The sequence below is a fragment of the Rhizobium sp. FY34 genome, assembly GCF_005222845.1.
In the GTDB taxonomy this organism is placed as follows: domain Bacteria; phylum Pseudomonadota; class Alphaproteobacteria; order Rhizobiales; family Rhizobiaceae; genus Neorhizobium.
Genome location: NZ_STFZ01000013.1, coordinates 1 through 13,364, shown reverse-complemented (window position 1 = coordinate 13,364; position 13,364 = coordinate 1). Strand labels below are relative to the sequence as shown.

Annotated in this window: 10 protein-coding genes and 1 pseudogene; 8 read left to right on the top strand and 3 right to left on the bottom strand. The window is 59.8% G+C overall.

Going from position 1 to position 13,364, the window contains the following annotated elements:
* The first annotated feature begins 4 nt into the window (after positions 1–4).
* Complete coding sequence (locus E8M77_RS10550) at positions 5–1,075, top strand: neurotransmitter-gated ion-channel ligand-binding protein (protein ID WP_170975821.1); 1,071 nt, start codon at positions 5–7, stop codon at positions 1,073–1,075.
* A gap of 665 nt (positions 1,076–1,740) precedes the next feature.
* Complete coding sequence (locus E8M77_RS10545; RefSeq protein WP_137130603.1) at positions 1,741–5,745, top strand: hypothetical protein; 4,005 nt, start codon at positions 1,741–1,743, stop codon at positions 5,743–5,745.
* Positions 5,746–5,885: 140 nt separating this feature from the next.
* Here the strand turns inward: E8M77_RS10545 and E8M77_RS10540 are convergent.
* Positions 5,886–6,432: pseudogene (locus tag E8M77_RS10540) on the bottom strand (ATP-binding protein).
* Positions 6,433–6,731: 299 nt separating this feature from the next.
* Positions 6,732–7,295 carry a TetR/AcrR family transcriptional regulator gene (locus tag E8M77_RS10535; RefSeq protein WP_137130602.1) on the bottom strand — a complete coding sequence of 188 codons (564 nt, stop codon included), beginning with the start codon at positions 7,293–7,295 and terminating at the stop codon, positions 6,732–6,734.
* A gap of 122 nt (positions 7,296–7,417) precedes the next feature.
* On the opposite strand from E8M77_RS10535, the gene E8M77_RS10530 reads away from it, so the two are divergent.
* Genes E8M77_RS10530 through E8M77_RS10520 form a run of 3 tightly spaced genes read left to right on the top strand, consistent with a single transcriptional unit; the run spans position 7,418 to position 9,718 of the window.
* Complete coding sequence (locus tag E8M77_RS10530) at positions 7,418–8,065, top strand: NADPH-dependent F420 reductase (protein WP_137130601.1); 648 nt, start codon at positions 7,418–7,420, stop codon at positions 8,063–8,065.
* A 42-nt stretch (positions 8,066–8,107) separates the two neighbouring features.
* On the top strand, positions 8,108–9,049 hold the full coding sequence (locus tag E8M77_RS10525; RefSeq protein ID WP_137130600.1) for an SDR family oxidoreductase: 942 nt from the start codon (positions 8,108–8,110) through the stop codon (positions 9,047–9,049).
* Positions 9,050–9,097: 48 nt separating this feature from the next.
* Positions 9,098–9,718, top strand: a complete 621-nt coding sequence (locus E8M77_RS10520; RefSeq protein WP_137130599.1) for an NAD(P)-binding domain-containing protein — start codon at positions 9,098–9,100, stop codon at positions 9,716–9,718.
* Between the two features lie 454 nt (positions 9,719–10,172).
* On the opposite strand, the gene E8M77_RS10515 is transcribed toward E8M77_RS10520, so the two are convergent.
* The gene (locus tag E8M77_RS10515) at positions 10,173–10,829 is read right to left on the bottom strand and encodes an NAD(P)H-binding protein (RefSeq protein ID WP_137130598.1); all 657 of its coding nucleotides are present in this window, start codon (positions 10,827–10,829) and stop codon (positions 10,173–10,175) included.
* A gap of 184 nt (positions 10,830–11,013) precedes the next feature.
* Here E8M77_RS10515 and E8M77_RS10510 point away from each other — a divergent pair, with 184 nt between their 5' ends.
* The 3 genes from E8M77_RS10510 to E8M77_RS10500 all read left to right on the top strand — a co-directional run bounded on the left by E8M77_RS10510 (position 11,014) and on the right by E8M77_RS10500 (position 13,267).
* Entirely contained in the window at positions 11,014–11,400 is a 387-nt protein-coding gene (locus tag E8M77_RS10510; protein WP_137130671.1) for a helix-turn-helix domain-containing protein, read from the top strand.
* 359 nt (positions 11,401–11,759) lie between these two features.
* Positions 11,760–12,032, top strand: a complete 273-nt coding sequence (locus tag E8M77_RS10505; RefSeq protein ID WP_137130597.1) for a helix-turn-helix domain-containing protein — start codon at positions 11,760–11,762, stop codon at positions 12,030–12,032.
* Entirely contained in the window at positions 12,029–13,267 is a 1,239-nt protein-coding gene (locus E8M77_RS10500; RefSeq protein ID WP_137130596.1) for a type II toxin-antitoxin system HipA family toxin, read from the top strand. The genes E8M77_RS10505 and E8M77_RS10500 overlap by 4 nt, the downstream gene beginning before the upstream one ends.
* The last annotated feature ends 97 nt before the right edge of the window (positions 13,268–13,364 follow it).

The following is a 13,364-nucleotide window of genomic DNA, read 5'->3' as shown; positions in this document are numbered from 1 at the left end:
GAGGATGTACCGCATTGGCCTGTCGATCCTTCTGGCCCTATTCGCCGTTCTGAGCTTGACCGGCCTGTCTCTGGCTGATGACGCATCGGTGCGCAAGCCGCTGCCCGAGGGCATCCAGAGGCCGGTACAGGTGCATCTGGTCGTGCGTATCCTTGATGTGCTGAAGATCGAGGAAACCACTGGTGAGGCGCAAATCGGGGTGGAGATCCAACAGCGCTGGCGCGATCCGACCCAAACTTTCAATCCGATCGCATTTGGCCGGGATCGGCAGGATTTCGCTGGCCGGGAGGCCGCCGAAAGGACCGCTGTCATCTGGACGCCAAGCATCATTATCGAAAACCAGATCGGTGATGGGAAAGTGCAACTGGAAGCGCTGTCGGTTCGCAGCACTGGCGATGTGACGCTGACGCGCCGGCTTGAAGGCAGCTTTCGCTTTGCCAAGGATCTTTCCGCATTTCCCTTTGATATGCAGCGCCTTCCCCTTTCCTTCGTGTCGCAATTCTATCCGGCCGATGATCTTGTCTTCGTGCTCAACCATCAGGACCGGCAGCTTTCGACGATTCCCGATGAGCTGAGCGCGTCCGATTGGGATGCCAAAAGCCTGACCTTCACGACCGCACAATTTTATGGCTGGAGCGCCCGGCCCTTTGCCCGGATGACAGCCGAGATGGTGATCGACAGAAAATGGCCGCGCTATTTTCTCCGCATTTTCGTTCCGTTCATGGCTGTCTTGTCGGTATCGCTGTTTATTCTGTGGTCGCCCAAAGGGTTGATCGGCGACAAGACGGGGGTTACCTATTCGGCGCTGCTGGCCCTGGCAGCACTGAGTTTCACTTTCGAGGCAAGCTTTCCCGGCAGCATGTCGGTCACCTCGCCGATCGCCTTCATGATATCGATCGGCTATTTTTACCTGATCCTCGCCCTGCTGGTTGATCTCCTGCTGGAAAGCAAAAGCCTTCCCGGTCGGTTGGCTTTTCCCTATCTGCCGCAAGAAGCGCGTGTAGCGGTGCGATACCTCATGCCGGCACTTTTTATTATCATCTGCATCGGCATTACATTGCGCTCCATGGCCTGAAGCAGAAATGTGAGACATGTTAGGGATACTACCGCTCCGCGGCCTAGTAGATTTTCGTTTCGCAAAAATCCAATATTCAATCATATTGGATTTTTTGAATTGTACATTATATTTTGTATATAAAAATCATGAGTTTAACAAAAATTATTTCAATAAACTGAACTTATGAGTCAATATCGCAAAATAAAAATAATATATATAATCATAATAGCACTGAATAATGTGACTATGATTCATTATACTTAATTCAGGCTGATTTTAATCACATGTTTACCGAGTTATTTTTGGACCTTAGGGAAAAATTAATTTTCAAGCTATACTTTTAAACCTAACGTAAGCACGTCGGCAGGGAGATTTACCACCCCCAACGAAGCGCGGAAATGCATTGCAGTGCAATCGAATCGTTAGGCGTAGGAACCACGGCCATGGGTGGCTTTGGAAGCATGATGCCCTTCCACGCACAGGCTCTTGCGAGCCATGTTCCCAGTAGCATCACTGCCGTTCAAACAGACATCATGATGTTCTTTGGCGCTCTATAGCGTTTGGTGCGTCGGGTTTCCGAGAAAGCGCGTGCTCTCCGATGAACTTCCGTGGCGATGGCCCGCGAAGATGATCGGAAAGAAGTGATGCTATCCACGTCCGGTTAACATCATAGGCTTGGGTCCATGACTTCCATCGTCACTTCCTTCACCAGCAAACAAATACAGTCCCTTTCCACCGCCACAATCAAGTCGTTGACGACTGATGACGTGCAGGCGCTTAGTGTCGGGCAAGTCAAGGTGCTGAGCTCAGCCCAGATCAACGCGTTGGATGCGGAAGACGTCGCGGGCATGAGCCCCGATCAGCTGGCCGCCATCACGTCAAGTGCGATTGTCGGTTTGACCCTCGACCAGATCGATGCTCTGGATGCCGCCAAGATCGGCGGGCTGGGCAATAGCCAGCTTAGTGCGATGACCAGTGCTCAATTGAACAGTCTTGATGAAGATCAGCTGGGTGCCCTCACAACCGCGCAGATCGGAGCGTTGACATCCAGCCAGGTCGCAGGCCTGTCAGCCGATCAGATCGCTCTTCTGAGCGCCGACCAGATCGGCGCCATCAGTGCCAAGGCGATTGTTGGCCTGACAGCAACACAGATCGGGGCACTGACCGATGATCAGGTCACGGCCCTGACCGACAAGCAGGTTGCTGTCATGAGCAACAAGCAGATGGCTGCCTTTGATGCGGATGCCATCGCGCTTTTCGAACCGACTGAAGTTGCGGCCATCAGCGCCAAGGCGATGACCGGTCTCACGGCCACGGCTGTTGCCGCTCTCACCGAAGACCAGATCGGCGCCTTGAAGAATGCCCAGGTTGCAGCCTTCACGGCAACCCAGGTAAAAGCGCTGACGACAGACCAGATCGGCTTCCTGACCACCGCGCAGGTCGGCGCGATGACGGCAACCCAGGTCGGTGCGCTGACCGATGCCCAGGTCGGAGCCTTGAGCGACGAACAGGTCACGGCGATCAGCGCCAAGGCAGTTCCGGGCCTGACGGCCACCCAGATTGGCTTGTTTACTGATGACCAGGTGACGGCGCTGAGCGCTGCGCAGGCTGCAGTGTTCACTGACAAGCAGATGGCTGGTTTCGATGCGGATGCCATCGCGCTTTTCGACCCGACTGAAATTGCTGCCCTGAGCGCAAAGGCAATCACCGGGCTCAGCGCGACGGCTGTTGCCGCTCTCACCGAAGACCAGATCGGCGCCTTGAAGAACACTCAGGTTGCGGCCTTGACTGCAACCCAGGTAAAGGCACTGACGACGGACCAGATCGGCTATCTGACCACCGCGCAGGTCGGGGCGATGACGGCCACTCAGGTCGGTGCGCTGACCGATGCCCAGGTCGGAGCCTTGAGCGACGAACAGGTCACGGCGATCAGCACCAAGGCTGTCACCGGCCTGACGGCCACCCAGATCGGCCTCCTCACCGACGATCAGGTGACGGCGCTCAGCGCTGCCCAGACTGCGGTATTGAGCGACAAGCAGATGGCCGGTTTCGATGCCGATGCCATCGCGCTTTTCGACCCGACTGAGGTTGCGGCTATCAGCGCCAAGGCGATTGCCGGTGTGACGACGACGGCTGTTGCCGCTCTCACGGAAGATCAGGTCGGTGCCTTGAAGAATACCCAGGTTGCGGCCCTCACCGCCAATCAGGTAAAGGCACTGACGACGGACCAGATCGGCTATCTGACAGTGGCGCAGGTCGGCGCGATGACGGCAACCCAGGTCGGTGCGCTGACCGATGCCCAGGTCGGAGCCTTGAGCGACGAACAGGTCACGGCCATCAGCGCCAAGGCCGTTCCCGGCCTCACGGCCACCCAGATCGGTCTCTTCACCGATGATCAGGTGACGGCGCTGAGTGCGGCCCAGGTTGCCGTGATGAGCGACAAGCAGGTCGCCGCCTTTGATGCCACTGCCATTGCGCTGCTTTCAACGGATGAAGTGGCGGCCATCAGCGCCAAGGCGATTGCCGGTGTGACGACGGCGGCTGTTGCCGCTCTCACCGAAGATCAGGTCGGTGCGTTGAAGACCAGCCAGGTTGCGGCCCTCACCGCCAATCAGGTGAAGGCACTGACGACGGACCAGGTCGGCTATCTGACAGTGGCCCAGGTCGGCGTCATGACGGCAGCTCAGGTCGGCGCGCTGACCAATGATCAGATCGGTGTGCTGACGGAAGACCAGATCGGCGCCATGAGCACCAAGGCGGTCGTGGGTCTGACGGCGGCCCAGATCGGCCAGATGACCGCCGATCAGCTTGGTGCCTTGACCGACAAACAGACGGCAGTGCTGAGCGACAAGCAGGTTGCTGCTCTCACCGCAGACGATATCGCGGAGTTCAGCACGGCGGAAATCACCGCTATCAGCGCCAGGGCGATCACAGGGCTCAGCGCGACGGCAGTTGCCGCTCTCACCGAAGATCAGATCGGCGCTCTCAGCAATAGCCAGGTTGCAGCCTTCACGGCAACCCAGGTGAAAGCGCTGACGACGGACCAGATCGGCTATCTGACCACCGCGCAGGTCGGTGCGATGACGGCCACTCAGGTCGGTGCGCTGACCGATGCCCAGGTCGGAGCCTTGAGCGACGAACAGGTCACGGCGATCAGCACCAAGGCAGTTCCTGGCCTGACGGCCACCCAGATCGGCCTCCTCACCGACGATCAGGTCACTGCGCTGAGCGCTGCCCAGGTTGCCGTGATGAGCGACAAGCAGATGGCTGGTTTCGATGCAGATGCCATCGCGCTTTTCGACCCGACTGAAGTTGCGGCCATCAGCGCCAAGGCGATTGCCGGTGTGACGACGACGGCTGTTGTCGCTCTCACGGAAGATCAGCTCGGCGCCTTGAAGAATACCCAGGTTGCGGCCCTCACCGCCAATCAGGTGAAGGCACTGACGACGGACCAGATCGCCTTCCTGACGACTGCCCAGGTTGGTGCGATGACGGCGACCCAGGTCGGCGCTCTTACCGATGCCCAGCTCGGTGCCTTGGGCGATGGTCAGGTAACAGCGATCAGCGCCAAGGCCGTTCCGGGCCTGACGGCGACCCAGATCGGTCTCTTCACCGATGACCAGGTGACGGCAATGACTGCCGTCCAGGCTGCGGTTTTGAGCGACAAGCAGATGGCTGGCTTTGATGCCACTGCCATTGCACTTCTGGCTGATGAAGAAGTGGCGGCCATCAGCGCCAACGCCATCACCGGTGTGACGGCGGCGGCTGTTGCGGCCCTGACCGAAACCCAGGTCGGTGCCTTGAAGAATACGCAGGTTGCGGCCTTGACTGCAACCCAGGTGAAGGCGCTGACGACGGACCAGATCGGCTATCTGACAGTGGCGCAGGTCGGTGCCATGACGGCCACCCAGGTCGGTGCGCTGACCGATGCCCAGGTCGGAGCCTTGAGCGACGAACAGGTAACAGCCATCAGCGCCAAGGCCGTTCCGGGCCTGACGGCCACCCAGATCGGTCTCTTCACCGATGATCAGGTGACGGCGCTGAGTGCGGCACAGGTTGCCGTGATGAGCGACAAACAGGTGGCTGGTTTCGATGCGGACGCCATTGCTCTTCTCGCTGACGACGAGGTGACGGCGATCACGACCAAGGCTATCTCCGGCCTGACGACCACCGCAGTTGCAGCTCTCGATGAGGGTCAGATCGATGTGTTGACCAATGCCCAGATCGCTGCTCTGTCTGCCAACCAGGTGAAGGCACTGACGACCGATCAGCTTGGTTATCTGAGCGATGCGCAGGTCGGCGCATTGACATCGACGCAGGTCGGGGCAATGACCACCGATCAGGTCGCAGCTTTGACGGAAGCACAGGTCACGGCTCTCAGCACGGCAGCGGTGACCGGCCTCACGGCGGCGCAGATCGACGCGATGAGCGCTGACCAGACGGGTGCCTTCAGCCTCACGCAGACGGCAGCGATGAGTTCGGTGCAGATCGCGGCGATGACCACCGAGGATCTCGCAGCTTTTGCCGACGCGGAAATTGCGGCAATCAGCACCAAGGCAATCTCCGGTCTTTCCGCCGAGGATATCGGTGGCCTGACCGAGACCCAACTGCAGGCCTTCACCACGGCACAGTTGCAGGCGATGAATACCGCCCAGGTGGAAGCCGTCATCGCGGCCTATCAGGCCTGATACCGCTCCTTCCTTCCAGCACTCGTTATGCCCGCCTTTTGGCGGGCATAACTCAGACTGCTGACAACCCCCTGGCAACATCCAGGGGGTTTTGTTGGTTTCCACTTGGAACTGAGCCACCTTTGAGTATGGTTTTCTGATCAGGGTTTGGTCAATGGGCTGGCCTTTTCTCCTCTCTTCTGTGCCGCTGCGGCCGAGCTGGCCTTGAAGCGGAAGCTGTCGTTTCCGGTTTCCAGGATGTGGCAACGATGGGTCAGCCGATCGAGCAGAGCGGTCGTCATCTTGGCATCGCCGAAGACGGTTGCCCATTCGCTGAAGCTGAGGTTGGTGGTGATGATGCTCGACCGCCTGGACACCGAGGGCGGTCGCGACATGTGTTTCTCCCATGCCAGGCCCGCCGACGAGAACGATATTCTGGGCTTCGTCCATGAACTCACACCGATGCAATTGGCGCACGGTAGCTTCGTTGATCTCGCTGGCGGCGAAGTCATATCCGGAGATGTCTTTGTAGGCCGGGAAGCGAGCTGCCTTCATGTGATAGGCGATGGAGCGGACCTCGCGCTCTGCCATCTCGGCTTTCAGCAACTGGGACAGGATCGGCACGGATGTATCGAAGGCTGGCGCTCCCTGCTCGATCAGATCCATGACCGCCTGGGCCATGCCATACATTTTTAGGCTCCGCAGCATGATGACCACGGCGGCGCTGGGTATTCTCTTGGGTAGAGTTGACCCGATGGGCGACGAAAATTACAATGAAATCAATGGTAAAGACATGGCGGGCCACGCCCGACGAAGATGAGCACTTTGCCTACGCTATAGCGCTCTGACACCGCCCGGCGTTTCCACTCGATCTCCGACATCGGGGTTGCGGATCTCCTTCAGGTCCTCAATCGCCTTTCCGATCCCTCTTCGCCTTGGTGCCGAACTGTCTCGTACGGCGGCAATCACTGACCATCCGATCCTGCCCTGAATCAACGCGCTACCTTTTAGCCATCCCCGCTCGGCCGACTTGTGAGGATAGCACTCGCAAGAAGGAGAACAAGATGGTCCGCCCGTGGCGCGAATGAGGGCTGGTCTACCGCCCAGCCAAGAGCGGTCATCAGGGCGAACAGGTCGTCTCCGTTCATATCGGCGCGCGCCGTTCCTTCGGCCTGAGCAAGGAGCAGTAGCCGCGCACTTGCAGAATGCACCGCCGCGCATGACGCATAAAGCGCCGACTCCGGGTTTGTGTGGGCGGCGGCCATCATCGCCACAACGCCCCTGTAACTTTGTGCGAATGCCAACCACTCACGGAACCACGTCACGAGGGCTGCGCCAGGCGCATCCGACGCTTCTAGCTCGCCGGCCTTCTGCGTCAGTGCATCAAGGTTCGTGCACAACAGCGCTTCGAACAGAGCTTCTCGCGTTGGAAAATGACGCAGCAGCGTGGCCAACCCCACTTCGGCCCGCCGGGCGATGTCGCGCATCGAAACGTCGGCGCCATGTTCGCTGATCACCGTACGCGCTACCGCGAGGATATGGCTGTAATTTTTTCTGGCGTCTGCGCGCATGGGTTCCCTTGATAATTGGACCACTGCTCCATATATGTGGATCAGTGATCCAATTGATGGATTCGGATCAGCGATCCACAAGACATAGCGCATGAATGCGCTTGGGAACAGAGGCGACGGACGTGAGCACTATCAGCATCATCGGCTCTGGCGGGATGGCCGCAGCGATCGGTGGCCTCGCCGCCAAGGCGGGACATACCGTCGAGGTGATGAGTCGCAACCCCGCTACATCGAAGGCGTTGGCCGAACAGATCGGAGTCGGCGCAACGACAGGAACATTCGGCATCGCCCCGACAGGAGATCTCGTCATTCTGGCGGTTCCCTATTCAGCCGCCCTCGACGTGGTGAAGCAGTACGGCAAGGGTTTGTCAGGCAAACTGCTGGTCGACATCACCAACCCCATCAAATCCGACTTCTCGGGTTTCTCGACCCCGGATGACAGCTTCGGCGCGCAGGAGATCGCCAAGGCCGCTCCTGCCGATGCGGATATCGTCAAGGCCTTCAATACCTTGCCCTCCCACGTTCTGGCCGCCGCTTCGGTTGAAGGCAGCCTGTTGGACGTGTTCATCGCGGGTGACGACGCGCAGGGAAAGGCGCGTGTAGCGGCGTTCATCGAGAGCCTCGGACTGCGGCCGTTGGATGCTGGGCCACTGACCATGGCGCGGACGCTGGAACACGCCTGCATGCTCTGGCTCGGCCTCATGACCCATTCCGTCAAACACGCCAACTTCTCAATCGGCGTCAGCATTCCCGGCGGAGCGCCCCGCTAGCGCCCCTCTTTTCATTCCACATCATCTACCTGGAGCAATCATATGCATGTCTTTGTTACTGGCGGGACCGGCCATTCCGGTCCGTACATCATCTCCGACCTCATCGCCGCCGGCCACCAGGTCACCGCTCTGGCTCGATCGGACAAGTCAGAGGCTGAGGTGTCCGCACTCGGCGCCAGAGTGCATCGCGGCAGCCTGGAAGACCTCGACGGGCTCAAAGCCGCAACGGTAAACTCTGACGGCGTCATCCATATGGCCCACAGGCAAGACCTGCTTCCCTCCGGCGGGCTCAACGCCGTGGCGGCAGCCGAGGTTGAAATCATGCTCGCCTATGGCGAGGCGCTGGCAGGAACCGGCAAGCCGCTGGTCGTGTCGGGGAGCATTGGCTCACCCGGTTGGGAAGGCCTTGGCCGTCCAGCCACCGAGGAAGATGCCGCTTTGCCCGCCGGTGACGCGCACAAGGGCGCCTTGCGGATTCGCAACATCGTGGAGACGACCGTGATCGAACTCGCCGAACGAGGCGTGCGGTCTTCGGTCGTACGGATTCCTCCCGTCATGCACAGCGCTACCGACAATGCCGGCTTTCTACCCTTGCTGATCGGACTGGCGAAGGAGAGAGGCGTCATTGGCTATCCGGGAGAGGGCTCGAACCTTTGGTCGGCCGTCCACGCTCGCGATCTCGCCTCCTTGTTCCGCCTTGCGCTGGAGAAAGGGGCAGCCGGCAAAGCCTGGCACGCGGTCGGTGACGAGGGCATCCCGTTCCGCGAGATCGCCGAGGCTATCGGCAGTCGCGTGAACCTGCCGGCCGTGCCCATTCCCGCTGATGTCCTGATGCTGCCGGGATATTTTGGGTTCCTCGCGAACCTGGTCACGCTGGATGTCCCGGCGTCCAGCCTCATTACCCGCCAGAGCCTCGGCTGGGAGCCCGCTCAGCCCGGCCTGCTGGCCGACTTGGACAACGGCCACTACTTCCCGGCCGGCTGATCCTGCGTAGCGACCAAGCACGACATTCCATTTCCTAGGAGACTGAATATGAGCACTATTAGCATCATCGGCGCGGGCAGCATGGCTACCGCCATCGCCAGCCGGATCGCCAAGGCGGGCCACACTGTCGAGGTGATCACCCGCGACACCCTCAAAGCACAGGAACTGGCCGACAAGCTCGCATCCGGCGCTACCACAAGAGCTTATGGCGCTCCACCGACGGGCGACATTGTCATTATCGCCGTGCCGTATTCCGGTGTGGCGGCTGTGGTGGCCGACTTCGGGGATGCGCTTGCCGGCAAGGTGATCATCGACATTGCCAATCCTGTCGCTCCCGACCTCTCGGGCCTCGTCACCCCTCCCGGCAGTTCCGGTGCGCAGGAGACTGCCAAGCGCCTCCCCGCCGGCGCGTATGTCGTGAAGGCGCTCAACACGATCTTCGGCCATGTCCTTGTCAAGGGTGGACGCCTCGACGCGTTTATCGCGGCCGACGATGCGCAGGCCAAGGCGCGCGTTGCGACCTTCCTCGAAAGTCTTGGGCTGCGTCCGTTCGACGTTGGCGGTTTGCAAATGGCCCAGACGCTTGAGGCGCTCGGTCTGATGATGATCGGCCTGGCCAAAAACGGTGCTGGCACCTGGGACTTCGCCATGAAGGTCGATATCGGCTGAATCACCGACGCCACGTCCTCGTCGGCAGGTGTATATCCCCGACCGCACAAGGAATTCGTCGATGAGCAAACTGGTTGAGCCGTTTGAGCGCGGTAGCCTCGCGCTGCGCAATCGCGTCGCCATTTCTCCCATGAGGCTAGAACAGCGGCAAGCGGGGCTTAAGCCGCTGCCACGCTGGCGGGTTCCCGCTCAGATTCATGGGAGATGTATCGCACGATCTCATGCGGTGATCGGCGGGAATATCAGGCTATCGTCGGCAAATTGTTCGCCCAGAAGGCGATTTCAGCCAAAATGGCGGGCCGCGAGCAACCAAGATGAGAACTATGTCTGCGCTATACCCCTCTAGGGCCCGCTTTTGGGGGACACGCCAGAAAGTCATTTTTGCCGGCGGATTGGGCCGGGCCTCCGTCACTATGGCGACCCGGCCTTCACCGTCATGGCTTGATCTGGCGCGTCAATAAGCGACGCCGATCTGGGCGCGCTCAACAGTCGGCGTGTCGATCTCGTCCAGCACAGCGCGCGCATAGTCGATGCCGCTGATGGCAGACTTGCCCTGCTCATCAAAAAGCGCCACTTCTCCGCCAACTCGATAACGTCCCAGATCCTCGCCGGGCATCCAGGCCGAGAAGTCCATGCCGGGCGATACGAACAGCCAGTCCAGGCCCGAAGTGTCGGCCAGAAGATTGTTGAGAACAACCATGTTCTCCTTGGCTTCCGCGACGACCGCTTGCGGTACTTCAGGAGGGAAGGCGACGCTTTCGATCATGCGGGGGGCGCCTTCGGCTGGGCGCAGGCACGAAAAGCCACCGACCAGAACCAAGCGCGCATCCGCCTTCTGGGCCTGCGCGGCCAAGCGTTCATAGGTTGAGGCCAATTGCCCGACATTGTCGCCACGCGGTGACAGGGCGCCGATCACGACATCGGCCTCACCCAGGGGGACGGTCGCGTTCATCGCATCGCCGGTGACGTAGCTGACGCCGTCCACCCGCGCGTCGGGAATGGAGCGGCTGACCGATGTCACCGCATGGCCGCGCCGGGCGGCCTCTTTGACGATGGCCGACCCTGCATAGCCGGTGCCGCCGATGACGATGATCTTCTTTTGCGCTACCACGACATATCCTCTTGCTATGGTTATGGAGCGATTTTGTCGCTCCGCCTTCGGTCCTGAGCCAGAAATTTTCCGGTCTGGATTTGTGACCTAGTCTGCACTCTTGATCTCACGGTGACAAGGAGTTACATTGACAGGCCCAAGTCATAAGAAAATGACCTAGAAAGGAAGCATGATGTCGGAAGCAATGGCGGCAGCCTCAGTCAGACTTCTCCCGCCGGTGGGCACGGATCTTAATCAGCCTTGCGTGGTGCGTGATGTGATCGACCGCATCGGTGATCGGTGGAGTTTGCTGGTGCTGGGTCATCTTGCCGAGTCATCACTGCGCTTCAATGCGATGCATCGAAAGATCGGCGATATTTCCAAGCAGGTATTGTCACGCACGCTGCGGCACCTGGAGGAAGACGGTTTCATCAGCCGCACTGTCCATCAATCCACCCCGCCGCAGGTTGAATATGCCCTCACCGAAATGGGCGTTTCCTTTTTGCAGCCGCTGAAAGCTGTGCTGGACTGGGCTGATGCCCATCACGACGCCATCACGCAATCGCGCGATAAATTCGCGCGGCGCTACTGACCGGCACCAGACAAAGGTTCAAAGCGATCCCGGTGCCCAGGCGGCGATATCGGGTCATAGCAAGAAATCGGCGGCAATGGCGGAGAGGGTGGGACTCTCCGCCAATTAGGCCCGCGATACCTGAGAAACAAGGGTTTCTCGTAAGCCTCTGCTCCCGTTCGGGAAATTACGATACCCGCAGGTGTACCACACGCGATACCCGGATCTCAAGGACCTCATTTTTCGACGTCGTACGGAGACACGAAACTTCCCGATCGGGGTGATTTCGGAGCGTATCTGCGTGCGCTTCCCGATCGGTAAGGATTGCGTTGATCTGGGAAAAATCTTCCTGTACGGTAAGCCATCTCAGGAGATGCTCGATGTTCAGGTCTGCAAGCGATTTCGGCGGCGCCATCCGGGACAAACGCAAGGCCCTCGGTTGGACCCAGACCGAGCTTGCCGCCCGGTCCGGCACGGGCGAGCGTTTCATCGTCGAGCTCGAATCCGGCAAGCCAAGCTGTCAGCTTGAAAAGTCCCTGATCGTGGCGCGCACTGTCGGCATCGAAATCGGCGATCTCCGGACGGCCCAAGCCGCCCCGACCTCGTCTGACGATGACTTGGACTTCCTGCCGACCTTCGGTGACCGTCGATGACGACGATCTTTTATGAAGCCCTCCCCGTCGCCCACCTGACCTTCGATGGCGAGTGGCGACTGGACTATGATCCGAGCTGGGAGGCGCGTCGTTCGGCCTTCCCGGTGTCGCTGACCATGCCGCTACGTTCAGGCCCAGTCGCTGCCGACAGGCTCCTGCCTTGGCTTGCCAATCTGCTCCCGGAAACGCATCTTGCCGAAATCGGCCAGCGGCTGAAGGTGTCTCCCCAGGACATCGTCGGCCTGCTTGGCCATATCGGCCGTGACACGGCCGGCGCATTGTCGATTGGTGAGCCCCGGAAGCCGGGTATTCATCTTCAGCCCGTGCCGGATGCTACGGCACTGAAGCGCATCCTGGACGAGCTTCCGGCAAAACCCTTCCTGGTTGGAGAACATGGCGTCTCCATGTCTCTTGCGGGCGTTCAAGAGAAGCTGCCGGTCTTCGTAGATGAGGGCGGCGCCATCTCCATTCCGGTTGATGGGACACCCTCAACCCATATTCTGAAGCCGGATTCAGAACGGCTGGCGGGCAGTGTCGAGAACGAAGCTTTCTGCCTTGCCCTCGCGCGCGCGTGCGGGCTGGACGCCGCCGATGCAACGATCGGTGTCGCGGGTAACCGGCGCTATCTGCTGGTGAAGCGCTATGACCGCTTCACCGATCCGCAAGGCGAGATCCGTAGACTGCATCAGGAAGATCTTTGCCAGCTAACGGGTCATTTCCCATCGCAGAAATACGAGCGCTCCTCGATAGGGCGCGGCGCGACCCTGAAAATGATGTTCGACGCCGTCAGCGATCTGGTTTCGCCTGCCGAGCGTTTGAAGCTTCTTGATGCGGTGATCTTTAACGTGCTGATCTGCAATTCGGACTCGCACGCCAAGAATTATTCGATCCTGATCGGTTCTGGCGGGTCCGCGAAGATGGCACCGCTCTATGACCTGATGTGCGCGGCAGTGTACCGCCAGGTCGACCAGAGTCTTCCGCAGGGGATAGCCGGCCGGTTCAATGCCACCGAACTGCGAAAGGTGGATTGGCAGGCGCTGGCTGACGAGGTTGGGTTGAGCGGTGCATCGACGGTGAGGCGCGTAGAGGAGCTTACTGAGCGTGTCAGCGCCGCGTGCGATGAGGTGGTGCTGCAAGTCGAGGCTCTGGCTGGCGATCCGGCAAGGGTGCTGGAGAAGATTGTGCACTCAATCCGAAAGCGGTGCCGGCGTATGCAGGCGCAATGTCGTGGGTGAAGATAACCGAACTAGGGTCTGTGGGGATTCACAAATCAGCGCGAATGTGATTCACGCTTTGGATGGATCGTTTTGTACTGACAGACGCCCAATGGGC